Genomic DNA, 24,555 nt, shown 5'->3' on the forward strand with positions numbered 1-24,555 from the left:
CTACACACTCCCGCAGAGCAATTAATACAATTGGCGATACAACTGCTGGATATCCGTTAAGGTGACAGGCCGTGGATTGTCCCCAGTGCAAATATCAGCCAGAGCCGCAGTCGCTAAAGCCGCGACATCCTCTTCTTTCATCCCAATTTCACGTAAGCGTGATGGTATGCCGATATCCTGATTAAGCCTTCGAACCGCGCTCACGGCTTCTCTACGTACTTCGGATAATGGCATAGTATACGCTTGCGGTATATCGAACGCTGCCGCGATATTACGGTATTTCTCAGCAGTAAATTCTGAATTCCAGTCCATTATATGCGGTAGCAGAACAGCATTCGCCACACCATGAGGCGTATCGTAGAATGCGCTCAACGGATGCGCCATACCGTGCACCAGTCCCAAACCAACATTTGAAAATCCCATCCCGGCAATATATTGTCCTAATGCCATATCTTCGCCCGCTAGTGCATCTCCTGCTACGGAAGCTCTTAGCGCAGTAACGATAAGTTCAATTGCTTGTTTATGGAACATATCCGTCAACTCCCAGGCACCGAGAGTGGTATAACCTTCAATCGCATGTGTAAGTGCATCAATCCCGGTCGCCGCTTTTAATGATGGAGGCATAGAAGACATCATGTCTGCATCAATAACTGAAGCTACAGGTACAGAATGCGGATCGTAACAAACAAACTTGCGCCTATTTTCCACATCAGTGATGACATAGTTAATGGTCACTTCTGCCGCTGTGCCCGCTGTAGTTGGGACTGCAATAGTCGGTATTGCAGGATTTTCTGTGGCTGCCCCCCCTTCCAGAGTACGAACATCGGCAAAATCAGGATTAGCAATAATTATTCCAATGGCTTTAGCAGTATCTATTGAAGAACCGCCACCTACCGCAATCATATAATCAGCATTGCTGCACTTAAACGCCCTGACGCCAGCCTGTACAATTTCTATTGTTGGGTTAGCTTCAACACCATCAAAAACGGTGTAATCGAGATTGTTGTGCTTTAATAAGCTCGTGATTCTTTCGCTTACACCACGCCGAACAATCTCTGAGTCCGTTACAATAAATGCTTTAGATAATTTTCGTGTTTGTACTTCATCAAGAATGTGTTTTATCGCTCCATTACCGAAATAAGCAATGGGATTCAGTACGATTCTGTTTGTCACAGTGACTTCCTTAATTAATAGATGTTGCATTATAAATAGGTTAATAAACCTTTCTTTTAATCATGGCCAAACCCTGTTGCAAATAATCGTTTCAACTCCACAATTGCTTGCTGTTCATCAGCACCTTCACAGATTAATTCAATCTGGGTATTGGACCTAATTCCTGCCGTCAATAATGCCATAGCACTATGTGGTTTTATATTTTTCCCTTTATAGTTTAAAGTTGTCACGCACTGAAATTGTTTTACAGTTTTCGCCAGTACGCTTGCTGGTCGGGCATGAAGCCCCATTTTATTTGTCACCCACACCATTTCTTTAATCATAAATCACCTAATTTTTCTGTGATTAATAATGATTCATCTAATCACCTGTGGATACGACCAACGAGCCAGTTCTTCACCGCTAAATACCTTTGGTTCCTGAAGACCATTTACCAGTAGCGTGTGATAATAGATTTCCGCCAGTTCTTCCAGATAGGCTGATTTTAAAACAGCATCATAAGACGATACATCGACAGTCATCGCGCCATGACGACCTAATAAAATGGCATCGGCTTGTTGCAAGGGAGCAATAATACTTAATGCCAGCTCTTGTGTACCAGGTAACGCAAATGGCGCAACAGGTACAATTCCTCGTTGCAGATTTAAAATTGCACATTCATAAATAACCGCCGGGATACTTTTTTCCAGCACGGCGAAAATGGAAGCAAAGCGTGAGTGTGTATGACAAACAGCGTAGATATCCGGCCGCGTCCGGTAAGCCTGCAAATGCATCATACATTCACTAGTGGGCCTCAGTCCGGAAAGATTTTCGATAATATCCCCCTCTGGGGAAAGCACAACAATATCCCGAACGGTTAATAAATTTTTATCCACAGTTGTTGGTGTAACACAGATAAACCCCGTTTCTGGGTCCCGAACACTGGTATTTCCCGCTTTATGTTTACACATCCCCCATTGTTGAGTTGTTTTTGCCATTTCCACGACTTGCTGCTTTAATATATCTAACATAACGATGTTCCTTTTGTTGATTACGAATAGTATTGCAACGCACATACAATCATTTCTTTATCTACTGCATCGCGGATGAATTGTGCGCCATTGCGTTCTTCAAGATAATTATTTAACTGCGATAGTGCTCTCAAATGACCTTGCGTATTATGTGTTGCACATGTAATGATAATATCTGCATATATATAATCATTTATCAAGATCTGATGCGGTAACCGATATAATGAAAACCCGATTTTATTAACACCATCATCAACGCCCGCATGAGCAATTATCACACCTTCTCCTAACATAATATATGGTCTCTCGTTAATGATTTTATTGATAATTGCATCTATATAGCATGGTTCAATTACACCATTTTTCACTAATGGTGACGCAGCCTGATGAATTACGTCTTGCCATGACTTTGGAATATTCACCTCAAGAGTAATAAAATCTTTTTGTAATAAACTAACCAAAGAAGGGAGCGGATGGGATGTAACTAAATTACTAATGGGCCTTGAATGGCTATAGAGATAATCTTCCAGAGCGGCCCGAAGATCCTTCCGTTGTTGGATTGTGCCATACCGTTCAACAATAGCCAAAACATTCTCAACCTGTACTGATTCATTATCCTGATATCCTAATAAAGAAAGAGCCTGGCTACGTAGTGTATTCTTTTGTCCATTATCAAAAGGTAAATTAATCAGTAATAAAGGACGATGAGTTGAAAAAAGACTGGTGCTAAAAATAATGTCATGATCTTTAGTATATCTTTCATACTCACGAAATGACAAAATATCCTGAAAATAGATTTCAGGCAGTAGCGATTGTAACGTTAAGAAAATCCATGTAGAAACAGTGGCATTACCATAGTTCACCACAACTCCAGACTTTTTCACTTTAACTTTATGCAACAATCCCTCACGTGTTAACCATCCCCCAAATATTACCGTCAATGAGGCAACTTCCTCTTCCGGTAAAGCCTGCTGTAGCAAACTCTCCAACGGGCTAATCGAACGAATGACAAGTTGATGAAGATAGTTAAACTCCTGGGCGATTAATTCATAAACACCAGAATCATAAGTAAAATTATAAATTATCCGATAATAAGCCGGTTTCCAGTGTTGATAAATTTTGTTAATCAGCTCATCTTTATCACGAAAGGCTATGCAGCATAATTTCTCAAAATTATTAACAACAGCAACGATGCCTTCTAATAGCAATGGTTCCAGATTAAAATAACGATCTGAAATTGTCTGGATATTTGCACTACGGATAATCGCCGTTAAAAATGACTGTTCAGAAATATGACTAATGCCTGCTTTATTTAAAATCTCACCTATAATTAAGAACTCACGAGTCCGGTAGACTTCGTGAAGATGCTCGGGCAAAACATGTAAAACTTTACCGACATTAATTCGTAGCATAACCAGACTCATATATAAAGTCAGTTGTTGGACTTTCTCATCAGTCAGAAATATTTTAAACTCTTGTTCAATTAAGGTTAGTGCATTAGCAAACACTTTTCTGTTCTGTTCAACATTTTTTGTAACCTCTGCAGTGAAATCTTCAAAAAATGGCCTGGACAAACAATAAATCACGACCTCCAGTAATAAGTATCTTTTTTGGATTTCACTGCCCTCAATAAAATACCCCTGTATTCTTTCGTAAACGACCTGAACATCATAGCGAACAGTTATAGAATTAATTTTCTTAATATCATTAAGAATAGTATTCTGACTTACACGTAATGTTTGTGTGAAATGAAAAAGTTTGATTTTTTCGTTACGACACAATAGTAAAAACAATATAATATAATGTCGTTCTTTTTCACTATAGACATAACGTTCATTGAGTTGATATTCAATATTGCTGTAAAAAAACGATAATACATTCGCATCAACACTGAAACCACCGCGGCGTTGACGAGAAATGGGCAAAAATTCTTTCGTCGCCAGGTAGTCATTTATTTTATGCAATGTATAGCTGAGTTGTTTTCTGGTCAATACAAATTTCTTACACAACTCTCCGCTGGTAATAAGAGGTTCACGTACTATGGCATTCAGTACTGCATAAATACGGTTATCAATCATGGTAACGACCTCTTTATTATAAATATTACATATTAGAATTTTACGCTACATGTTTTGTGTCATGTGATAACTCGCGACAATAAAAGCAAAAGCAAACACTCCATATTATCGCCATCACTACTGGAACAAAATTCCCTTGCATAAACTGAAATATATGAGAAAACGCATAAGTAAATACAGGAGCATCAATACAACTATTTGATATAAGTTTACCGGCTGGAATATCGATCGCTTTGGTCATGTTCCCCAACTCAGTAATTATGGGAGCAAACTCAGTACCTACAAATAAAAAGAATGGAATGCCAATAAAACTGAGAATAACCATTCGTAAAGTGTTACCCTGCGTTAACAGATAGGCCGGAACCACTAATACTATGTTGATAATACCAGCGAAAGGCAGGATTTTATTACCCGGTAGTATTATAGCCCAGAGCAAGGTAAGAGGAATCGCAACAATGATAACAAACCAAATTTCACTCGCTCCACCAAGAAATGGCCAATCGATACCGACAAAGAGTTTACGACCTGAAAATCGCTTATTCATATAATCACTAATCGCCTCTGAGAGTGGCGATAGCGCCTGCATAAAAAACTTGGAAATGACAGGAAACAGATGCAACGCCGTTGCGGCCTGTATCCCCAACATAAGAGTTTTTGCTACATCATAACCCGCAACAACGCCAAATAATATTCCAAGGATAAAACCAATGACATGATTCTCAGCGAAAATCCCGACTTTTTTACGTAATGTTGCAGCATCCATCGGCTTATTTAACAAAGGGATTTTACGTAATAACACATCAAAGGGATAGTAAATAGCGCCGAGAAACATCATCCGGTGGGTACAGGTAATCCCCGGTATTCCGGTCATTTTTTCAATACGATACTGGTGTAAATCGCCAGACTTCAGTTCAAGAATAATTTGTAAAGAGGCAATAATAAATGCCATAACTAATGCCCATGTTGAGCCGAACAGTGGCGTCACCGAGCCCATAACAATAAATGCAGTAAATATTTTTCCCCAGACATTCCATAAATCTGCATTGAAAGTATCGGTCTTTTTTAGCATCAACATCAAGATGTTAATACCGATCTGCAATGGGAACATTAAAAATGCATATGGCCAGGCCCATGAAATATTCGCCATTGTAGTCCAGCCACCATCAATAATGCTAAGCTCAAGTCCTGTTCGCTTCATCATCGCTTCAGCAGCAACACCAATTGCTCCAACCATAAAGCCGATGAGCATACTCATGCCGACAAAAGCCACGCCGAGTGTTATCGCTGCTGAACTGGCTTCTTTAAATCGCATTTTCACGCAAAGCCCAGCCAGCAACATAATAAATGGCACAAAAACTGGCGCCCCCAAATTCAGGACATAATTAATTATTTGCGCAAGAAAATCCATAGTTTTTATTCCTTGTAGGCGGGATAATTATCTATTAGAAAAGATTAATAATTTTTTGTAACTCTTGCTCCATGCCTATTCCTGTTAAAAAAGCAATACCATTTATCACAGGCACAGGATACTCTTTATCTATTTTTGTAATAGCAACATAAGCAACCGAGTCCCGTAGGTGGTTATCCAGCGATTTGAGATCGACAACTTCAATTCTGACATCGTCAAGCCCCTTTTCTTTTAATAGACGATCAACTTTACTTGCTACTGTTTGTGAAGTCGCAACACCACTGCCACAAGCTACAACGATTTTTTTCATAAAAGTTCCTTTATAATTTAATTAAATGTATTTATTAAGATAATTAGTAGCATCATGGCTGCTTTGGGTTTTGCTTAACCAATGAGCATGATTTTCAGTTGAAAATAAGGCGATCAGACTTTGTAGAAAATCAATATGGCTGGAGGTATCTACCAGACCTAACAATATAATAAACTTTACTTTTATCTTACTCTCGTCTGCCCCCATTTCATTCCAGGACATCTCTTCGGCAAGTTGATAAAAAGCGATAAATGGTTCTTTTATAAACTCTATATCGGTATGAGGAATAGCAATTGAAAAGGGTGCCAAAGCTAACCCGGTAGGATATTCTCTCTCTCGTAAAGCAATACTATGAAGAAAGGCTGTTGTTACTAAATTCTCCGCCAGGAGTCTTTCACTGACTCTAAGAAAAAAATCATCAGAATCGGAGAAGTGCTGATTTAAAAAAATCAATTTATCTGTAAATTTGATGATATTAGTCGAACTCTGATTAATTACGTCCATAATAATACCCTGTTAAATCGTAATAACTGGATATTAAAATCACCCAGAAAAATCACAAGATTATTTGATCACAAATTTTCGGCATCATGGTGCGCACCATTGTGATGAAAGACGCGATTGAAATCACATATTCCTATATATGAAATTTGAAATACATTCACGAAGTGAATGATAACGATCATATTTTCATTATTGCCGTAAGTATACTGACGAACGTAATACGACTTATAAAATATTGGATACGATTTACTGTATAGAAAAATTAGTTCAGGGCGACACACTCCCGCATCGCCCTGATTGACATCGTTGATTCTTTGACCTAGCTTAGTGAGTAAGGGTAAGGGAGGATTGCTCCTCCCCTGAGACTGACTGTTAATAAGCTGGGAAACTTATGAGTAACAGTACAATCAGTATGATGACAAGTCGCATCATAACCCTTCTCCTTCAAGCCCTCGCTTCGGTGAGGGCTTTACCGTTACAGCCCCATGCTGCCCTGCCATCGTAAATCCCCATTAAATAAACACAACGCATTGATCTGACTTTGATTTATTTTCTGGAGCAGACTCGCAAAGTAGAATGCGCAATGCGGCAACGGTGTGGAGAAGGGATAAAAAAACGGGCAAGTCAGTGACCTGCCCGTTGATTTTCAGAGAAGGGGATTTAGTACAGCAGACGGGCGCGAATGGTACCCGGAATAGCTTTCATTGCCTGCAGCGCCTTTTCGGCAACGTCTTCATCAGCTTCAATATCGATAACCACATAACCCATCTGGGCGGAAGTTTGCAGATATTGCGCGGCGATGTTGACGCCCTGCTCGGCGAAGATTTTGTTCAGCGCAGTTAACACGCCCGGACGGTTTTCGTGGATGTGCATCAGACGACGCCCACCATGCAGTGGCAGCGATACTTCCGGGAAGTTCACCGCAGAGAGCGTTGAGCCATTGTCAGAGTACTTGATTAATTTACCTGCAACTTCCAGACCGATATTCTCCTGTGCTTCCTGAGTCGAACCGCCAATATGTGGCGTCAGAAGGACGTTATCGAACTCGCACAGCGGAGAGGTAAACGGATCGCTGTTGGTCGCCGGTTCCGTCGGAAAGACATCGATTGCCGCACCTGCCAGGTGTTTGCTCGCCAGCGCGTCACACAGCGCCGGAATATCCACCACAGTACCGCGCGAAGCATTAATCAGCAGCGAGCCGGGCTTCATTAGTGAAATCTCTTTCGCACTCATCATATTTTTGGTGGACGGATTCTCTGGTACATGCAGACTCACCACATCGCTCATATTCAGCAGGTCAGAAAGATGCTGTACCTGAGTGGCGTTGCCCAGCGGCAGTTTGTTTTCAATATCATAAAAGTAAACATACATTCCCAGCGATTCAGCCAGAATGCCCAACTGTGTACCAATATGACCATAGCCGATGATACCCAGCTTTTTGCCGCGCGCTTCAAAAGAGCCAGCTGCCAGCTTGTTCCAGACACCACGGTGCGCTTTAGCGTTGGCTTCCGGTACGCCGCGCAATAGCAGCAGAAGTTCGCCAATTACCAGCTCCGCAACAGAGCGCGTATTAGAGAACGGTGCGTTAAATACCGGGATCCCGCGTTTTGCAGCTGCATCCAGATCAACCTGGTTTGTTCCGATACAGAAACAGCCAATAGCGACCAGTTTTTCTGCGGCGTTGATCACGTCTTCAGTCAGATGGGTACGGGATCGCAGGCCGATGAAGTGGGCATCGCGGATGGATTCTTTTAATTGTTCATCATCCAGCGCGCCTTTGTGAAATTCGATGTTGGTGTAACCCGCTGCACGAAGGCTTTCCAGCGCCTTTTGGTGCACGCCTTCTACCAGCAGAAACTTAATCTTGTCTTTCTCCAGCGATACCTTTGCCATTTACCCAATCCTGTCTTTTGAAATGTTGTGTGCGGATTTGCATCCGCCTTTCAACATATCAAAAAATAATATTGCGGCAATATGAACGTTTGCGTCGCGATGTTGAGGAAATATCACGCAAAGGTATTTCTTGGATGAATATGCTGGTTTGGAGGATTTATTTAGAGCAATCGACAATAGCCAAGTAAAAACGTGACACATGTCACCAAATTTAATGAAGAGAATTTTTTTAACGGGGGAGGTTCCCCCGTCAGATCATTTCACAATGGTTTTGACACCGTCAGGTGTGCCAATCAGCGCAACGTCCGCGCCACGGTTAGCAAACAGACCAACAGTCACCACGCCTGGAATCGCATTTATGGCGTTTTCCATCGCTATCGGGTCAAGGATTTCCATGCCGTGGACGTCGAGGATCACGTTGCCGTTATCGGTCACCACGCCCTGGCGGTATTCCGGACGACCGCCCAGTTTCACCAGCTGGCGCGCCACTGCACTACGTGCCATCGGGATAACTTCTACTGGCAGCGGGAATTTGCCCAGAATATCAACCTGCTTAGAAGCGTCTGCAATACAGATAAATTTTTCCGCAACCGAAGCAATGATTTTTTCACGGGTCAGCGCCGCGCCGCCGCCTTTGATCATCTGCATGTGGCCGTTGATTTCATCTGCACCATCAACGTAGATGCCAAGGCTGTCGACTTCGTTGAGATCAAAAACGTGAATGCCGAGGCTTTTCAGTTTTTCAGTGGACGCATCCGAACTGGAAACGGCCCCTTCAATCTGGCCTTTCATCGTGCCGAGCGCGTCAATAAAGTGTGCGGCGGTGGAACCTGTACCTACACCAACAATGGTGCCGGGCTGAACATACTGAAGTGCCGCCCATCCTACTGCTTTTTTCAATTCATCCTGCGTCATGATCGTTTCGCCTGTGGTATGAAATTTCACACGCATTATACTCTAAATAATTCGAGTTGCAGGAAGGCGACAAGAGAGTGAATCCCCAGGAGCTTACAGAAGTAAGTGACTGGGGTGAGCGAACGCAGACGCAGCACATGCAACTTGAAGTATGACGAGTATATACAAAAAAAGCGATTCAGACCCCGTTGGCAAGCCGCGTGGTTAACTCATCCATAAAATATCGCGCAATGGCGGGCATCCCCTTTCGCCCGGCAAATAAAGCATACAACGGTCTGGGTATGCCGCTCCACGGTGCGAACAGAGGCAATAACGCCACGCCATTCAACATAACCAGGGCGCGAACTCGCTGAGCGAAATGCAATAGCGCAAATCCCTGATCTTTTGAGCTGCGTGTTTAACCACTGATACAAATGTACCCGCCGACGGCTTCGGTATATGCAACCTGACGCAAAATTGTGTCATAGTGCAGGAAAAAGCATTTACCAGGAGCAGACAACAGCAATGAAACGCCCGGACTACAGAACATTACAGGCACTGGATGCGGTGATACGTGAACGAGGATTTGAGCGCGCGGCACAAAAGCTGTGCATTACACAATCAGCCGTCTCACAGCGCATTAAGCAACTGGAAAATATGTTCGGGCAGCCGCTGTTGGTGCGTACCGTACCGCCGCGCCCGACGGAACAAGGGCAAAAACTGCTGGCACTGCTACGCCAGGTGGAGTTACTGGAAGAAGAGTGGCTGGGCGATGAACAAACCGGTTCAACTCCGCTGCTGCTTTCACTGGCGGTCAACGCTGACAGTCTGGCGACCTGGCTGCTTCCGGCACTGGCTCCTGTACTGGCTGATTCGCCTATCCGCCTCAACTTGCAGGTAGAAGATGAAACCCGCACTCAGGAACGTCTGCGTCGCGGCGAAGTGGTCGGCGCGGTGAGTATTCAACATCAGGCGCTACCGAGTTGTCTTGTCGATAAGCTCGGTGCGCTCGACTATCTGTTCGTCAGCTCAAAACCGTTCGCCGAAAAATATTTCCCTAACGGCGTAACGCGTTCGGCATTACTGAAAGCGCCAGTGGTCGCGTTTGACCATCTTGATGATATGCACCAGGCCTTTTTGCAGCAAAACTTTGATCTGCCTCCAGGCAGCGTACCCTGCCATATCGTTAATTCTTCAGAAGCGTTCGTGCAACTTGCTCGTCAGGGGACCACCTGCTGTATGATCCCACATCTGCAAATCGAGAAAGAACTGGCCAGCGGCGAACTGATTGACTTAACGCCAGGGCTATTTCAACGCCGGATGCTCTACTGGCACCGCTTTGCTCCTGAAAGCCGCATGATGCGTAAAGTCACTGATGCGTTGCTCGATTATGGTCACAAAGTTCTTCGTCAGGAATAATCCATCAAATAATGCCTGGTAATACATACCAGGCATCACCTCCAGTTCTTTTTGTATTCCTTGAATCACATCACAAAATAGACAAATCTCAGGCGGCAAAAAACGACGTCTGAATGCATTTTTTTTGCTGGCGACAAACCCACGTAAAAAGCTCACCGTAAGCGCAAATACCCTCATTTTGATTGCGTTTTATGGAGCAAATAATGTCTAACGTGCAGGAGTGGCAACAGATTGCCAACAAGGAATTGAGTCGTCGGGAGAAAACTGTCGACTCGCTGGTTCAGCAAACCGCAGAAGGGATCGCCATCAAGCCGCTGTATACTGAAGCCGATCTCGATAATCTGGAAGTGACCGGTACCCTTCCTGGTTTGCCACCCTACGTTCGTGGCCCGCGTGCCACTATGTATACCGCCCAACCGTGGACTATCCGTCAGTATGCCGGTTTCTCGACAGCAAAAGAGTCTAACGCTTTTTATCGCCGTAACCTGGCCGCCGGGCAAAAAGGTCTTTCCGTTGCGTTTGACCTTGCCACCCACCGTGGCTACGACTCCGATAACCCGCGCGTTGCGGGTGACGTCGGCAAAGCGGGCGTCGCCATCGACACCGTGGAAGATATGAAAGTCCTGTTCGACCAGATCCCGCTGGATAAAATGTCGGTTTCGATGACCATGAATGGCGCAGTACTACCAGTACTGGCGTTTTATATTGTCGCCGCAGAAGAGCAAGGTGTTACACCCGATAAACTGACAGGCACCATTCAGAACGATATCCTCAAAGAGTATCTTTGCCGCAACACCTATATTTACCCGCCAAAACCGTCAATGCGTATTATCGCAGACATCATCGCCTGGTGTTCCGGCAACATGCCGCGATTTAATACCATCAGTATCAGCGGTTACCATATGGGTGAAGCGGGTGCCAACTGCGTGCAGCAGGTAGCATTTACGCTCGCTGATGGGATTGAGTACATCAAAGCAGCAATCTCCGCTGGGCTGAAAATTGATGACTTTGCTCCTCGCCTGTCGTTTTTCTTCGGCATTGGCATGGATCTGTTTATGAACGTCGCCATGTTGCGTGCGGCACGTTATTTATGGAGCGAAGCGGTCAGTGGATTTGGCGCACAGGATCCGAAATCACTGGCGCTGCGTACCCACTGCCAGACCTCAGGCTGGAGCCTGACTGAACAGGATCCGTATAACAACGTTATCCGCACCACCATTGAAGCACTGGCTGCAACGCTGGGCGGTACTCAGTCATTGCATACCAACGCCTTTGATGAAGCGCTGGGTTTGCCAACCGATTTCTCAGCACGCATTGCCCGCAATACCCAGATCATCATTCAGGAAGAATCAGAACTCTGCCGCACCGTCGATCCACTGGCCGGATCCTATTACGTTGAATCGCTGACCGATCAAATCGTCAAACAAGCCAGAGCCATTATCCAACAGATCAACGAAGCCGGTGGCATGGCGAAAGCGATCGAAGCAGGTCTGCCAAAACGAATGATCGAAGAGGCCTCCGCGCGCGAACAGTCGTTGATCGACCAGGGCAAGCGTGTCATCGTTGGTGTCAACAAGTACAAACTGGATCACGAAGACGAAACCGATGTACTTGAGATCGACAACGTGATGGTGCGTAACGAGCAAATTGCTTCGCTGGAACGCATTCGCGCCACCCGTGATGATGCCGCCGTAACCGCCGCGTTGAACGCCCTGACTCACGCCGCACAGCACAACGAAAACCTGCTGGCTGCCGCTGTTAATGCCGCTCGCGTTCGCGCCACACTGGGTGAAATTTCCGATGCGCTGGAAGCCGCTTTCGACCGTTATCTGGTGCCAAGCCAGTGTGTTACCGGCGTGATTGCGCAAAGCTATCATCAGTCTGAGAAATCGGCCTCCGAGTTCGATGCCATTGTTGCGCAAACGGAGCAGTTCCTTGCCGACAATGGTCGTCGCCCGCGCATTCTGATCGCCAAAATGGGCCAGGATGGGCACGATCGCGGCGCGAAAGTGATCGCCAGCGCCTATTCCGATCTCGGTTTCGACGTAGATTTAAGCCCGATGTTCTCTACACCTGAAGAGATCGCCCGCCTGGCAGTAGAAAACGACGTTCACATAGTGGGCGCATCTTCACTGGCTGCCGGTCATAAAACGCTGATCCCGGAACTGGTCGAAGCGCTGAAGAAATGGAATCGCGAAGATATTTTCGTGGTCGCGGGTGGCGTCATTCCACCGCAGGATTACGCCTTCCTGCAGGAGCGCGGCGTGGCGGCGATTTATGGTCCAGGTACGCCTATGCTCGACAGCGTGCGCGACGTACTGAATCTGATAAGCCAGCATCATGATTAATGAAGCCACGCTGGCAGAAAGTATTCGCCGCTTACGTCAGGGTGAGCGTGCCACGCTCGCCCAGGCCATGACGCTGGTGGAAAGCCGTCACCCGCGTCATCAGGCGCTAAGTACGCAACTGCTTGATGCCATTATGCCGTTCTGTGGTAACGCCCTGCGACTGGGTGTTACCGGCACACCCGGCGCGGGGAAAAGTACCTTTCTTGAAGCCTTTGGCATGTTGTTGATTCGTGAGGGACTAAAGGTTGCGGTTATTGCGGTCGATCCCAGCAGCCCGTTCACTGGCGGTAGCATTCTCGGGGATAAAACCCGCATGAATGACCTGGCGCGTGCCGAGGCGGCGTTTATTCGCCCGGTACCATCCTCCGGCCATCTGGGCGGTGCCAGTCAGCGAGCGCGGGAATTAATGCTGTTATGCGAAGCGGCGGGTTATGACGTAGTGATTGTCGAAACGGTTGGCGTCGGACAGTCGGAAACGGAAGTCGCCCGCATGGTGGACTGTTTTATCTCGTTGCAAATTGCCGGTGGCGGCGATGATCTGCAGGGGATTAAAAAGGGGCTGATGGAAGTGGCAGATCTTATCGTTATCAACAAAGACGATGGCGATAACCATACCAATGTCGCCATTGCCCGGCATATGTACGAGAGTGCCCTGCATATTCTGCGACGTAAATACGACGAATGGCAGCCACGAGTTCTGACTTGTAGCGCACTGGAAAAACGTGGAATCGATGAGATCTGGCACGCCATCATCGACTTCAAAACCGCGCTAACTGCCAGTGGTCGTTTACAGCAAGTGCGGCAACAACAATCGGTGGAATGGCTGCGTAAACAAACCGAAGAAGAAGTACTGAATCACCTGTTCGCGAATGAAGATTTCGATCGCTATTACCGCCAGACGCTTTTAGCGGTCAAAAACAATACGCTCTCACCGCGCACCGGCCTGCGACAGCTCAGTGAATTTATCCAGACGCAATATTTTGATTAAAGGAATTTTTATGTCTTATCAGTATGTGAACGTTGTCACTATCAACAAAGTGGCGGTCATTGAGTTTAACTATGGCCGAAAACTTAATGCCTTAAGTAAAGTCTTTATTGATGATCTTATGCAGGCATTAAGCGATCTCAACCGGCCGGAAATTCGCTGTATCATTTTGCGCGCGCCGAGTGGATCCAAAGTCTTCTCCGCAGGTCACGATATTCACGAACTGCCGTCTGGCGGTCGCGATCCGCTCTCCTATGATGATCCGTTGCGTCAAATCACCCGCATGATCCAAAAATTCCCGAAACCGATCATTTCGATGGTGGAAGGTAGTGTTTGGGGGGGCGCATTTGAAATGATCATGAGTTCCGATCTGATCATCGCCGCCAGTACCTCAACCTTCTCAATGACGCCTGTAAACCTCGGCGTCCCGTATAACCTGGTCGGCATTCACAACCTGACCCGCGACGCGGGCTTCCACATTGTCAAAGAGCTGATTTTTACCGCTTCGCCAATCACCGCCCAACGCGCGCTGGCTGTCGGCATCCTCAACCATGTTGTGGAAGTGGAAGAACTGGAAGATTTCACCTTACAAATGGCGCACCACATCTCTGAGAAAGCGCCGTTAGCCATTGCCGTTATCAAAGAAGAACTGCGTGTACTGGGCGAAGCGCACACCATGAACTCCGATGAATTTGAACGTATTCAGGGGATGCGCCGCGCGGTTTATGACAGCGAAGATTACCAGGAAGGGATGAACGCTTTCCTCGAAAAACGTAAACCTAATTTCGTTGGTCATTAATCCCTGCGAACGAAGGAGTAAAAATGGAAACTCAGTGGACAAGGATGACCGCCGATGAAGCGGCAGAAATTATCCAGCATAACGACATGGTGGCATTTAGCGGCTTTACCCCGGCGGGTTCGCCGAAAGCCCTACCCAACGCGATTGCCCGCAGAGCTAACGAACAGCATGAGGCCAAAAAGCCGTATCAAATTCGCCTGCTGACGGGGGCGTCAATCAGCGCCGCCGCTGACGATGTACTTTCTGACGCCGATGCTGTTTCCTGGCGTGCGCCATATCAAACATCGTCCGGTTTGCGTAAAAAGATCAATCAGGGCGAGGTGAGCTTCGTTGACCTGCATTTGAGCGAAGTGGCGCAAATGGTCAATTACGGTTTCTTCGGCGACATTGATGTTGCCGTCATTGAAGCATCGGCACTGGCACCGGATGGTCGAGTCTGGTTAACCAGCGGGATCGGTAACGCGCCGACCTGGCTGCTGCGGGCGAAGAAAGTGATCATTGAACTCAATCACTATCACGATCCGCGCGTTGCAGAACTGGCGGATATTGTGATTCCTGGCGCGCCACCGCGGCGCAATAGCGTGTCGATCTTCCATGCAATGGATCGCGTCGGTACTCGCTATGTGCAAATCGATCCGAAAAAGATTGTCGCCGTCGTGGAAACCAACTTGCCCGACGCCGGTAATATGCTGGATAAGCAAAATCCCATGTGCCAGCAGATTGCCGATAACGTGGTCACGTTCTTGTTGCAGGAAATGGCGCATGGGCGTATTCCGCCGGAATTTCTGCCGCTGCAAAGTGGCGTGGGCAATATCAATAATGCAGTCATGGCGCGACTAGGGGAAAACCCGGAAATTCCTCCGTTCATGATGTATTCGGAAGTGCTACAGGAATCGGTGGTGCATTTACTGGAAACGGGCAAAATCAGCGGGGCCAGCGCCTCCAGCCTGACTATCTCGGCCGATTCCCTGCGCAAGATTTACGACAATATGGATTACTTTGCCAGCCGCATTGTGTTGCGTCCGCAGGAGATTTCCAATAACCCGGAAATCATCCGTCGTCTGGGCGTCATCGCTCTGAACGTCGGCCTGGAGTTTGATATTTACGGGCATGCCAACTCAACGCACGTAGCCGGGGTCGATCTGATGAACGGCATCGGTGGCAGCGGTGATTTTGAACGCAACGCGTATCTGTCGATCTTTATGGCCCCGTCGATTGCTAAAGAAGGCAAGATCTCAACCGTCGTGCCAATGTGCAGCCATGTTGATCACAGCGAACACAGCGTCAAAGTGATCATCACCGAACAAGGGATCGCCGATCTGCGTGGTCTTTCCCCGCTTCAACGCGCCCGCACCATCATTGATAATTGTGCACATCCTATGTATCGGGATTATCTGCATCGCTATCTGGAAAATGCGCCCGGCGGACATATTCACCACGATCTTAGCCACGTCTTCGATTTACACCGTAATTTAATTGCAACCGGCTCGATGCTGGGTTAATGACTCGTCCCGTCACGATCTTCAGCAATATGCTGAAGCATCGTGGCGGTATAACGATGATTTCTGATTGAATAAAGATATTCCTGCATATACATCGGCCTGTGCGGCGCATCAAAATATTTCAGCGTTGCCGGATTCACCAGTCGCCAGGCAAAATGCGGGATCACCGTCAGAAAATGTCCGCGCTCCACGGCGCTGATTTTGGCCATAAAACTGTAAGGTCGATAAATAATGGTGGGATTGATCCCACAAGGACGCATATTCGCATCAATCATTGCTTCGAAGTTGGCCCGGTTCTGAAAGCGCATTTGTAGCCAGGGTAGCTCCTGAAGCAACTCTTGCTCTTGTCGCTCTTCATAACGGCGAGAAACGAGAAAGCCCAATCGCAGCGGTGGTAGTTCACTGATAGTCAGGTTTTCCAGTTCCTGAACTCGTGCAGATACATGCTGTGGGGAGATTATAAAATCTAACTGACGGTCAAAAAGATTATCGATAACGCCGTTTTCGCTGAACTCAACTGGCTGGGCGGTCACGCCTTCGTACTTATCTCCGAGACTAATCAACTGATCAAAAATAATGGTCGGATAAGTATTATCTATGCCTATCACAATTTCTCGTGAACGACGTCCTGAGTTATGGATTTCATTATCAATCACAGAAAGCCGTTGATAAACCGGGAACAGTTTTTGATACAGTTCCTGCCCGGCTTTATTGAGGCTGATATTATTATCTTTGCGGGTAAATAGCGTATAGCCAATTTGTTCTTCCAGCGCGGCAATGCTTTTGCCAAATGGCGAAGCCGTCATATGGATTTTTTCTGCCGCCCGGGCAATATTATTGGTTTGCGCTAATAAAATGAAATTGCGCATCTTTTTCGAAATAAAAATGTCCATCCCCGCTCCCCCGCATCCTTGTCCGCTTAACCGTTTCAGTCAGCCTATCCTTGATGAAACCGCGAGCAAAGATAGGTGATTACGTCATGGTTTTACAGAAAATTACAGAAAAAGGAGGCAATATCGGGTAAAGGCATTAGCCCGACCAATACGTCGGGCTACAAGTATTATTGTGCGGCAGGTGTTTTAGCGGGTTGTTGATCCACAGGTTCTAACTGGAAGACCACATCGACCTGATCATCAAACTGAATAGCAGCCTGCTCGTAAGTTTCCTGGGCTGAGACCGGCGCGGCATCGGCTTTCATCATCCGCACCATTGGGTTGGGCTGATAGTTGGAAACATGGTAGCGCACGCTATATACCGGCCCTAGTTTACGATGAAAGCCGTTCGCCAGTTCCTGCGCCTGATGAATCGCGTTATCAATCGCTGCCTTACGCGCTTTGTCTTTATAGGCATCCGGCTGCGCCACGCCCAGCGATACAGAACGAATTTCGTTAAGACCCGCCTTCAGCGCACCATCCAGCAAGGAATTCAGTTTGTCTAACTGACGGAGCGTGACTTCCACCGTTCTCACAGCACGGTAGCCTTTCAGGATACTTTTACCATCCTGATAATCATAATCTGGCTGGGTGCGTAAGTTCGCTGAGCTGATATCTTTTTTCGCGATCTGATTGAGTTCAAGGAAGGAAATGTATTGTGCGACGCGCTCATCCGCCTGTTTCTTGGCAGTAGCGGCATCCTTCGCGGCCACGTTGACTTCAATCGCAAGAGTGGCAATGTCTGGCACCGCATCCACGCTTGCCGTACCGGAGGTGACAATATGCGGTCCATCCGGCAATTCGTTAGCCTGCGCTGCCATCCCGCTAATACCCATTAATGCCGCCAGGGCGATAACTTTGAACTTCACGTTAGTCTCTCCGTGTTAATTGACTTGCCCAAAATTCAGGACCTCTGGAGGCAAGCTTAGCGCCTCTGTTTTATTTTTCCATCAGATAGCGCCTAACTGAACAAGGCTTGTGCATGAGCAATACCGTCTCTCGCCAGCTGCAAGGCAATAAACCACATAACACATCCCACTACCAGATTGATAATGCGCTGTGATTTTGCCGTGCGCAGGCGCGGTGCCAGCCAGGCTGCGAGAAGAGCCAGACCAAAGAACCACAGGAAAGAGGCGCTAATTGTCCCGAGCGCAAACCAACGTTTTGGTTCAACATCAAGCTGCCCACCAAGGCTGCCCAGTACAACAAAAGTATCCAGGTAAACATGCGGATTCAGCCAGGTCACTGCCAACATGGTGGCGATAATTTTCCATCTGCCTTGCTTCAGGACTTCGGCACTGGCTAACTCAATATTACTGCTCATTGCTGTTTTAAAAGCGCCAAAACCATACCACAGCAAGAAGGCTACGCCGCCCCAGGTGACCAGCGCAAGCAACCACGGCGACTGCATCAATAACGCACTGCCACCAAAAATCCCGGCGCAAATCAGGACCAAATCGCTGATAGCACAAAGTAAGGCAATCATAATGTGGTACTGACGACGTATGCCCTGATTCATCACAAAAGCATTTTGTGGACCGAGCGGTAGGATCATAGCCGCCCCAAGTGCAAGACCTTGAAAATAATAAGAAAACACGTTGGATATTCCGAATTAAGTATCTGATGCAGAGACTATATCGCGGGATTGTTATTAGCGGAAATTGATAATATTAATTGGCAATCAGAAAAACTAATAAGAGAGAGGCCAGAGAGTATTATCTGGCCTCAGCGTTGATTATGCAGCTTTGTCTTCTTTCACCCGCTTAAAGTTCACATCCATTTGCGGGTACGGGAAGCTGATACCGGCGGCATCAAATTCACGTTTAATACGCTCCAGCACATCCCAGTACACGTTTTGTAGATCGCCGCTTTTGCTCCAGACGCGGACCACGAAATTAATCGACGATGCGCCAAGTTCGTTCAGACGCACAGTCATTTCGCGATCTTTCAAAATGCGGTCTTCAGACTGGATAATATTGGTCAGGATCTGCTTAACCTGATCGATATCGGAATCATATGCCACGCCAATAATAAATTCGTTACGGCGAACTGGCTCGCGGGAGAAGTTAATAATATTCCCGGCAATAATTTTACCGTTCGGAATAACGATAATTTTACCGTCTGCAGTACGCATGGTGGTGGAGAAAATCTGCACGCTCAGCACAGTACCGGCTACGCCGCCGAGGTCAACATATTCTCCGGCACGGAACGGGCGGAACATGACCAGTAACACGCCAGCGGCCAGGTTAGACAGGGACCCCTGCAAAGCCAGACCAACAGCTAAGCCGGCGGCACCGAGTACAGCAATGACTGACGCTGTTTGTACGCCCACGCGCCCCAGTGCAGCGATTAGCGTAAAGGCGATAATTCCGTAACGGACTAATGCAGAAAGAAAATCAGCAACGGTGGCATCGATTTTACGGGAGATCATCAGGCGATTCACCGCGTTGGAAATCATCCGCGCGATAATCAAACCAACGATGATGATCGCGAGTGCCGCCACGATGTTTACTGCATAACTTAGCAGCAGCGCCTGGTTAGCCACCAGCCAGCTCCCCGCGCCGTTTATGCTATCGACAACATTCAAATCTTCCATTCAATATTCCTTTTCAACTGACTCAAAATGGAGAAATACACTCCGCCGCCTTATGACGGGCAGTCTGACAAGGGTAAACAATAAAGCATAATTTTGCCAAATAGATCACAGATTTCTCATCTGCATCACCTTGCTTTTGGCGAAAAAAGACCCGCAGAGCGGGGCTCAGACAGATATCAATGTGCGCTTTGTCATACCGGATGCGGCGTGAACGCCTTATCCATCCTACAAAAACCTGCAAATTCAATATATTGCAGGATACGTGTAGGCCTGATAAGCGTAGCGCATCAGGTCAGGCATTTTTTCTTTTGGCGAAAAAAAGACCCGCAGAGCGGGCCTTGAGGTAAGCAGAAAGGAATATCTTACAGAACGTCGATCGCGTTCAGTTCCTGGAATGCTTTTTCCAGACGAGCGATCATCGAAGTCTGACCGGCACGCAGCCATACGCGCGGATCGTAGTATTTCTTGTTCGGCTGATCTTCGCCTTTCGGGTTACCCAGCTGACCCTGCAGATAAGCTTCGTTCGCTTTGTAATAGTTCAGAACACCTTCCCATGTTGCCCATTGGGTATCGGTATCGATGTTCATTTTCACTACGCCGTAGCTTACGGAGTCTTTGATTTCCTGAGCAGTAGAACCGGAACCGCCGTGGAATACGAAGTTCAGGCTGTTGTGCGGCAGGTTGTGTTTCTTGGAAACATATTCCTGAGAGTCACGCAGGATGGTCGGAGTCAGAACAACGTTACCCGGCTTGTATACGCCGTGTACGTTACCGAAGGACGCTGCGATGGTGAAGCGCGGGCTGATTTTGCTCAGCTCGGTGTATGCGTAATCAACGTCTTCCGGCTGAGTGTACAGTGCAGAAGCGTCCATGTGGCTGTTGTCCACGCCGTCTTCTTCACCACCGGTGCAACCCAGTTCGATTTCCAGAGTCATGCCGATTTTGGACATGCGCTCCAGGTATTTAGAGCAGATTTCAATGTTCTCTTGCAGAGATTCTTCAGACAGGTCGATCATGTGAGAAGAGAACAGCGGCTTACCGGTAGCAGCGAAGTGTTTTTCACCTGCGTCCAGCAGACCGTCGATCCACGGCAGCAGTTTCTTCGCGCAGTGGTCAGTGTGCAGGATAACCGGAACACCATAATGTTCAGCCATCTGGTGAACGTGATGCGCACCAGAGATCGCACCCAGGATAGCAGCACCCTGCGGAACGTCAGATTTCACGCCTTTACCAGCGATAAAGGAAGCACCACCGTTAGAGAACTGAACGATAACCGGCGCTTTAACTTTAGCCGCGGTTTCCAGTACGGCGTTGATGGAGTCAGTACCGACGCAGTTTACTGCTGGCAGTGCGAAGTTGTTTTCTTTTGCTACCTGGAAAACTTTCTGTACGTCATCACCAGTGATTACGCCAGGTTTTACGAAATCAAAAATCTTAGACATGTCTCTTGTCCTGTATCGTCGGGCCTTATACTCGTCATACTTCAAGTTGCATGTGCTGCGTCTGCGTTCGCTCACCCCAGTCACTTACTTATGTAAGCTCCTGGGGATTCACTCTCTTGTCGCCTTCCTGCAACTCGAATTATTTAGAGTATGAAAAAATGCGTGCTCTAAAAGCGCGCTGAAACAAGGGCAGGTTTCCCTGCCCTGTGATTTTTTACTTCTTAGCGCGCTCTTCGAGCATCGCTACTGCAGGCAGTACTTTACCTTCCACGAATTCGAGGAATGCGCCGCCGCCAGTGGAGATGTAGGAGATTTTGTCAGCAATGCCGAACAGGTCGATTGCTGCCAGAGTGTCGCCGCCGCCAGCGATGGAGAACGCTTCGCTGTCTGCGATAGCGTTAGCCACGATTTCAGTACCTTTGCGGAAGTTCGGGAATTCGAACACGCCAACCGGGCCGTTCCACAGAATGGTTTTCGCATTCTTCAGGATTTCAGCCAGTTCCTGCGCAGAAGCATCGCCGATATCCAGGATCTGCTCGTCAGCTTTCACATCGTTAACAGATTTCAGGGTAGCCGGTGCAGTTTCAGAGAACTCAGTTGCTACGCGAACGTCAGACGGAACCGGAATGTTGCAGGTGGTCAGCAGACGTTTTGCTTCGTCAACCAGATCAGCTTCGTACAGGGATTTACCCACATCGTGGCCTTGTGCCGCGATAAAGGTGTTAGCGATACCACCACCCACGATCAGCTGGTCAGCGATTTTTGACAGGGAGTCCAGAACGGTCAGTTTGGTAGATACTTTAGAACCACCAACGATAGCCACCATCGGGCGAGCAGGTTCTTTCAGTGCTTTACCCAGCGCGTCCAGTTCAGCTGCCAGCAGCGGGCCTGCGCACGCAACATCAGCGAATTTACCGATACCGTGAGTAGAAGCCTGCGCGCGGTGAGCAGTACCGAATGCGTCCATTACGAACACGTCACACAGTGCAGCATATTTTTTGGACAGGGTTTCGTCGTCTTTCTTCTCGCCTTTGTTGAAGCGAACGTTTTCCAGAACAACCAGTTCACCTTCAGCAACGTCAACGCCGTCGAGGTAATCTTTAACCAGACGAACCGGGTTAGACAGTTTGTCTTTCAGGTAGTTAACAACCGGCAGCAGAGAGAATTCTTCGTTGTACTCGCCTTCGGTAGGACGACCCAGGTGGGAAGTTACCATCACTTTCGCGCCTTGTTTCAGGGCCAGTTCGATGGTCGGCAGAGAAGCACGGATACGCGCGTCGCTGGTTACTTTCCCGTCTTTTACTGGTACGTTCAGATCCGCACGGATAAATACACGTTTCCCAGCAAGATCCAGATCGGTCATCTTAATTACAGACATGGTGAATCCTCTCGTTGATTCTAAAAGTTTTGCAGACGCTGCTTGCGTCTTACCTGAAAGCAACAGTAGCCATAGCTAACGTCGTGTCGAGCATTCGGTTAGCAAAGCCCCATTCGTTATCGCACCAGACCAACGTTTTGATCAGGTGTGCGCCACTGACCCGGGTTTGGGTGCCATCGACAATGGCACTGTGCGGATCGTGGTTAAAATCTACAGAGACCAACGGCAATTCCGTATAGTCAACTATACCATGAAATGCACCTTGTGCTGCTTTTTGCAGCAACAGGTTGACTTCATTGGCTTTTACAGGTTTCTTCACCGTCACGCTTAAATCGATTGCCGTCACATTTATGGTTGGCACACGTACCGCAATCGCTTCAAAGCGATCATTAAATTGCGGAAAAAATCGTGTGATACCGGCGGCCAGTTTAGTATCGACCGGAATGATCGACTGGCTGGCTGCCCGGGTGCGACGCAGGTCAGGATGGTATGCATCAATAACCTGTTGATCGTGCATGGCGGAGTGAATTGTGGTCACAGTGCCGGACTCAATACCGTACGCATCATCTAACAATTTGATGACGGGAATTATGCAATTCGTGGTACAGGAAGCGTTAGAAACGATGCGGTGTTCCGCACGAAGTTGATCCTGATTGACGCCGTAAACAACGGTCGCGTCGAGATCGTTACTACCAGGATGTGAAAAGAGCACTTTTTTGGCCCCGGCGGCAATATGCGCTTCGCCATGCTCGCGGGAGCCATATACGCCGGTGCAGTCAAGAACCACATCGACGCCCAGTTCACGCCATGGGAGCGATTGCAGTGAACGTTCGTGCAATACGCGGATGGCGTCATCACCAACAAAAAGTTGATCGCGTTCCTGTCGTACTTCCCATGCAAAACGGCCATGACTGGTGTCATACTTCAACAAATGCGCCATGCCCGCAGCATCCGCCAGTTCGTTGATTGCCACCACGGTAATTTCCGCCCGGCGTCCGGATTCATACAAAGCACGAACCACATTACGCCCGATGCGACCGAAGCCATTTATCGCTACGCGTACGGTCATAGATCTCCTGCAAGGTTTTCCCTGAGCAAATTTGCCAGACAGAGTAATCCAGCAAATCGTCCGGGGAAACCTTACCTGTCGCAAACTGCGACTGATTGGTTAATTGTCGAACATTTAATCGACTGAAACGCTTCAGCTAGGATAAGCGAAACGTGGAATAAAAGGAATGATTGTCCAGTCAAAGAAGACAATTATCTGACTTACGTCACGTTTTCAGCCCCGCCCCTGTGGAATTTATTCCACTTTGCAGAATCACGAATAAGCGTAGCAAAATCTTTTCGTTGTGCCGTCACAAACCCTGACTTATATCAGAATATGACTGATGCAGCGTCGATATTATCCGCAATACGTCCGAGTTTCGGAGTACTCCAATGATGACATTGCCCTACCCATATTCTTCCTCCGCACGCTTTTACGCGCTGCGCCTGCTCCCAGGGCAGGAAGTTCTCTCCCAATTACGCGCCTTCGCGCAGCAACAACAACTCCACGCCGCGTGGATTGCAGGTTGTACCGGCAGTCTGACTGACGTCGCCTTACGCTATGCCGGGCAAGAAAACACGGCCCTACTAAGCGGTAAGTTCGAAGTCATCGCATTGAACGGCACACTGGAACAGAGTGGTGAACATCTTCATCTCTGCGTTTCCGATCCACACGGCACGATACTTGGCGGTCATATGATGCCCGGCTGTACCGTGCGGACCACGCTTGAACTGGTGATCGGCTGCCTTGAGGAGCTGGCGTTTAGCCGCCAACCTTGCGCGCTTTCTGGTTACGACGAATTGCATATTTCCCCCGTTAAATAACTACTTTCAGAG

The 24,555-nt window shown here is 47.6% G+C and carries 24 protein-coding genes; 6 read left to right on the forward strand and 18 right to left on the reverse strand.

Annotated features, from left to right (window positions below; translation table 11 throughout):
- Nucleotides 1–21: 21 nt before the first annotated feature.
- The 11 genes from fucO to ATB02_RS11885 form a co-directional block, all read right to left on the reverse strand.
- Nucleotides 22–1,173, reverse strand: a complete 1,152-nt coding sequence (fucO, locus tag ATB02_RS11835) for a lactaldehyde reductase (RefSeq protein WP_105271623.1) — start codon at nucleotides 1,171–1,173, stop codon at nucleotides 22–24.
- Between the two features lie 56 nt (nucleotides 1,174–1,229).
- Nucleotides 1,230–1,496, reverse strand: a complete 267-nt coding sequence (locus ATB02_RS11840) for an HPr family phosphocarrier protein (protein WP_059221152.1) — start codon at nucleotides 1,494–1,496, stop codon at nucleotides 1,230–1,232.
- Nucleotides 1,497–1,529: 33 nt separating this feature from the next.
- The gene (locus ATB02_RS11845; RefSeq protein ID WP_059268134.1) at nucleotides 1,530–2,183 is read right to left on the reverse strand and encodes a class II aldolase/adducin family protein; all 654 of its coding nucleotides are present in this window, start codon (nucleotides 2,181–2,183) and stop codon (nucleotides 1,530–1,532) included.
- Between the two features lie 20 nt (nucleotides 2,184–2,203).
- Complete coding sequence (locus ATB02_RS11850; protein ID WP_105271624.1) at nucleotides 2,204–4,261, reverse strand: BglG family transcription antiterminator; 2,058 nt, start codon at nucleotides 4,259–4,261, stop codon at nucleotides 2,204–2,206.
- 40 nt (nucleotides 4,262–4,301) lie between these two features.
- On the reverse strand, nucleotides 4,302–5,669 hold the full coding sequence (locus ATB02_RS11855) for a PTS galactitol transporter subunit IIC (RefSeq protein ID WP_105271625.1): 1,368 nt from the start codon (nucleotides 5,667–5,669) through the stop codon (nucleotides 4,302–4,304).
- 34 nt (nucleotides 5,670–5,703) lie between these two features.
- A complete protein-coding gene (locus tag ATB02_RS11860) occupies nucleotides 5,704–5,979 on the reverse strand; it encodes a PTS sugar transporter subunit IIB (RefSeq protein ID WP_105271626.1) in 276 nt (91 codons plus the stop codon).
- A 21-nt stretch (nucleotides 5,980–6,000) separates the two neighbouring features.
- Complete coding sequence (locus ATB02_RS11865) at nucleotides 6,001–6,483, reverse strand: PTS sugar transporter subunit IIA (RefSeq protein ID WP_105271627.1); 483 nt, start codon at nucleotides 6,481–6,483, stop codon at nucleotides 6,001–6,003.
- 372 nt (nucleotides 6,484–6,855) lie between these two features.
- The gene (gene ibsC / locus ATB02_RS11870; RefSeq protein WP_071525914.1) at nucleotides 6,856–6,915 is read right to left on the reverse strand and encodes a type I toxin-antitoxin system toxin IbsC; all 60 of its coding nucleotides are present in this window, start codon (nucleotides 6,913–6,915) and stop codon (nucleotides 6,856–6,858) included.
- A 228-nt stretch (nucleotides 6,916–7,143) separates the two neighbouring features.
- On the reverse strand, nucleotides 7,144–8,376 hold the full coding sequence (gene serA, locus ATB02_RS11875) for a phosphoglycerate dehydrogenase (RefSeq protein WP_001151611.1): 1,233 nt from the start codon (nucleotides 8,374–8,376) through the stop codon (nucleotides 7,144–7,146).
- Between the two features lie 255 nt (nucleotides 8,377–8,631).
- A complete protein-coding gene (gene rpiA / locus ATB02_RS11880) occupies nucleotides 8,632–9,291 on the reverse strand; it encodes a ribose-5-phosphate isomerase RpiA (protein ID WP_000189743.1) in 660 nt (219 codons plus the stop codon).
- A 178-nt stretch (nucleotides 9,292–9,469) separates the two neighbouring features.
- Entirely contained in the window at nucleotides 9,470–9,655 is a 186-nt protein-coding gene (locus tag ATB02_RS11885) for a hypothetical protein (RefSeq protein WP_088541714.1), read from the reverse strand.
- Nucleotides 9,656–9,795: 140 nt separating this feature from the next.
- Here ATB02_RS11885 and argP point away from each other — a divergent pair, with 140 nt between their 5' ends.
- From argP to scpC, 5 genes are all read left to right on the forward strand, one after another.
- Nucleotides 9,796–10,689 carry a DNA-binding transcriptional regulator ArgP gene (argP, locus tag ATB02_RS11890; RefSeq protein ID WP_001360955.1) on the forward strand — a complete coding sequence of 298 codons (894 nt, stop codon included), beginning with the start codon at nucleotides 9,796–9,798 and terminating at the stop codon, nucleotides 10,687–10,689.
- 203 nt (nucleotides 10,690–10,892) lie between these two features.
- Nucleotides 10,893–13,037, forward strand: a complete 2,145-nt coding sequence (gene scpA / locus ATB02_RS11895) for a methylmalonyl-CoA mutase (RefSeq protein WP_105271628.1) — start codon at nucleotides 10,893–10,895, stop codon at nucleotides 13,035–13,037.
- A complete protein-coding gene (gene meaB / locus ATB02_RS11900; RefSeq protein ID WP_105271629.1) occupies nucleotides 13,030–14,025 on the forward strand; it encodes a methylmalonyl Co-A mutase-associated GTPase MeaB in 996 nt (331 codons plus the stop codon). The genes scpA and meaB overlap by 8 nt, the downstream gene beginning before the upstream one ends.
- Nucleotides 14,026–14,035: 10 nt before the next feature.
- Nucleotides 14,036–14,821 carry a methylmalonyl-CoA decarboxylase gene (gene scpB, locus ATB02_RS11905; protein ID WP_000122080.1) on the forward strand — a complete coding sequence of 262 codons (786 nt, stop codon included), beginning with the start codon at nucleotides 14,036–14,038 and terminating at the stop codon, nucleotides 14,819–14,821.
- A gap of 23 nt (nucleotides 14,822–14,844) precedes the next feature.
- The gene (gene scpC / locus ATB02_RS11910) at nucleotides 14,845–16,323 is read left to right on the forward strand and encodes a propionyl-CoA:succinate CoA transferase (RefSeq protein ID WP_105271630.1); all 1,479 of its coding nucleotides are present in this window, start codon (nucleotides 14,845–14,847) and stop codon (nucleotides 16,321–16,323) included.
- Here the strand turns inward: scpC and srsR are convergent.
- The 7 genes from srsR to epd all read right to left on the reverse strand — a co-directional run bounded on the left by srsR (nucleotide 16,320) and on the right by epd (nucleotide 23,740).
- Nucleotides 16,320–17,216, reverse strand: coding sequence for a LysR family transcriptional regulator SrsR (gene srsR, locus ATB02_RS11915; RefSeq protein ID WP_105271631.1), 897 nt, complete (start codon nucleotides 17,214–17,216; stop codon nucleotides 16,320–16,322). The genes scpC and srsR overlap by 4 nt on opposite strands.
- Nucleotides 17,217–17,383: 167 nt before the next feature.
- Nucleotides 17,384–18,124, reverse strand: coding sequence for an oxidative stress defense protein (locus ATB02_RS11920; RefSeq protein ID WP_105271632.1), 741 nt, complete (start codon nucleotides 18,122–18,124; stop codon nucleotides 17,384–17,386).
- Between the two features lie 92 nt (nucleotides 18,125–18,216).
- A complete protein-coding gene (argO, locus tag ATB02_RS11925) occupies nucleotides 18,217–18,852 on the reverse strand; it encodes an arginine exporter ArgO (protein WP_000493350.1) in 636 nt (211 codons plus the stop codon).
- Nucleotides 18,853–18,990: 138 nt separating this feature from the next.
- The gene (mscS, locus tag ATB02_RS11930; protein ID WP_000389817.1) at nucleotides 18,991–19,851 is read right to left on the reverse strand and encodes a small-conductance mechanosensitive channel MscS; all 861 of its coding nucleotides are present in this window, start codon (nucleotides 19,849–19,851) and stop codon (nucleotides 18,991–18,993) included.
- 362 nt (nucleotides 19,852–20,213) lie between these two features.
- The gene (gene fbaA / locus ATB02_RS11935; RefSeq protein WP_000034372.1) at nucleotides 20,214–21,293 is read right to left on the reverse strand and encodes a class II fructose-bisphosphate aldolase; all 1,080 of its coding nucleotides are present in this window, start codon (nucleotides 21,291–21,293) and stop codon (nucleotides 20,214–20,216) included.
- A 214-nt stretch (nucleotides 21,294–21,507) separates the two neighbouring features.
- Nucleotides 21,508–22,671 carry a phosphoglycerate kinase gene (pgk, locus tag ATB02_RS11940; protein WP_000111269.1) on the reverse strand — a complete coding sequence of 388 codons (1,164 nt, stop codon included), beginning with the start codon at nucleotides 22,669–22,671 and terminating at the stop codon, nucleotides 21,508–21,510.
- A gap of 49 nt (nucleotides 22,672–22,720) precedes the next feature.
- Nucleotides 22,721–23,740 (reverse strand): erythrose-4-phosphate dehydrogenase, encoded by a 1,020-nt coding sequence (gene epd, locus ATB02_RS11945; RefSeq protein ID WP_000218480.1) that lies wholly within the window; start codon nucleotides 23,738–23,740, stop codon nucleotides 22,721–22,723.
- A 371-nt stretch (nucleotides 23,741–24,111) separates the two neighbouring features.
- On the opposite strand from epd, the gene ATB02_RS11955 reads away from it, so the two are divergent.
- On the forward strand, nucleotides 24,112–24,543 hold the full coding sequence (locus ATB02_RS11955; RefSeq protein ID WP_000988706.1) for a PPC domain-containing DNA-binding protein: 432 nt from the start codon (nucleotides 24,112–24,114) through the stop codon (nucleotides 24,541–24,543).
- Nucleotides 24,544–24,555: the final 12 nt, after the last annotated feature.

The organism is Escherichia sp. MOD1-EC5189, from assembly GCF_002966045.1.
Lineage (GTDB): Bacteria > Pseudomonadota > Gammaproteobacteria > Enterobacterales > Enterobacteriaceae > Escherichia > Escherichia coli_F.

What these genes read in the sequence shown, in the direction of transcription:
- meaB (WP_105271629.1), top strand. Translation starts at nt 13,030, where the DNA reads ATGATTAATGAAGCCACGCTGGCAGAAAGTATTCGCCGCTTACGTCAG.
- fbaA (WP_000034372.1), bottom strand. Translation starts at nt 21,293, where the DNA reads ATGTCTAAGATTTTTGATTTCGTAAAACCTGGCGTAATCACTGGTGAT.
- ATB02_RS11850 (WP_105271624.1), bottom strand. Translation starts at nt 4,261, where the DNA reads ATGATTGATAACCGTATTTATGCAGTACTGAATGCCATAGTACGTGAA.
- ATB02_RS11845 (WP_059268134.1), bottom strand. Translation starts at nt 2,183, where the DNA reads ATGTTAGATATATTAAAGCAGCAAGTCGTGGAAATGGCAAAAACAACT.
- serA (WP_001151611.1), bottom strand. Translation starts at nt 8,376, where the DNA reads ATGGCAAAGGTATCGCTGGAGAAAGACAAGATTAAGTTTCTGCTGGTA.
- ATB02_RS11865 (WP_105271627.1), bottom strand. Translation starts at nt 6,483, where the DNA reads ATGGACGTAATTAATCAGAGTTCGACTAATATCATCAAATTTACAGAT.
- mscS (WP_000389817.1), bottom strand. Translation starts at nt 19,851, where the DNA reads ATGGAAGATTTGAATGTTGTCGATAGCATAAACGGCGCGGGGAGCTGG.
- scpB (WP_000122080.1), top strand. Translation starts at nt 14,036, where the DNA reads ATGTCTTATCAGTATGTGAACGTTGTCACTATCAACAAAGTGGCGGTC.
- scpC (WP_105271630.1), top strand. Translation starts at nt 14,845, where the DNA reads ATGGAAACTCAGTGGACAAGGATGACCGCCGATGAAGCGGCAGAAATT.
- ATB02_RS11955 (WP_000988706.1), top strand. Translation starts at nt 24,112, where the DNA reads ATGATGACATTGCCCTACCCATATTCTTCCTCCGCACGCTTTTACGCG.
- pgk (WP_000111269.1), bottom strand. Translation starts at nt 22,671, where the DNA reads ATGTCTGTAATTAAGATGACCGATCTGGATCTTGCTGGGAAACGTGTA.
- epd (WP_000218480.1), bottom strand. Translation starts at nt 23,740, where the DNA reads ATGACCGTACGCGTAGCGATAAATGGCTTCGGTCGCATCGGGCGTAAT.
- ATB02_RS11855 (WP_105271625.1), bottom strand. Translation starts at nt 5,669, where the DNA reads ATGGATTTTCTTGCGCAAATAATTAATTATGTCCTGAATTTGGGGGCG.
- argP (WP_001360955.1), top strand. Translation starts at nt 9,796, where the DNA reads ATGAAACGCCCGGACTACAGAACATTACAGGCACTGGATGCGGTGATA.
- scpA (WP_105271628.1), top strand. Translation starts at nt 10,893, where the DNA reads ATGTCTAACGTGCAGGAGTGGCAACAGATTGCCAACAAGGAATTGAGT.
- ATB02_RS11840 (WP_059221152.1), bottom strand. Translation starts at nt 1,496, where the DNA reads ATGATTAAAGAAATGGTGTGGGTGACAAATAAAATGGGGCTTCATGCC.
- rpiA (WP_000189743.1), bottom strand. Translation starts at nt 9,291, where the DNA reads ATGACGCAGGATGAATTGAAAAAAGCAGTAGGATGGGCGGCACTTCAG.
- ATB02_RS11860 (WP_105271626.1), bottom strand. Translation starts at nt 5,979, where the DNA reads ATGAAAAAAATCGTTGTAGCTTGTGGCAGTGGTGTTGCGACTTCACAA.
- srsR (WP_105271631.1), bottom strand. Translation starts at nt 17,216, where the DNA reads ATGGACATTTTTATTTCGAAAAAGATGCGCAATTTCATTTTATTAGCG.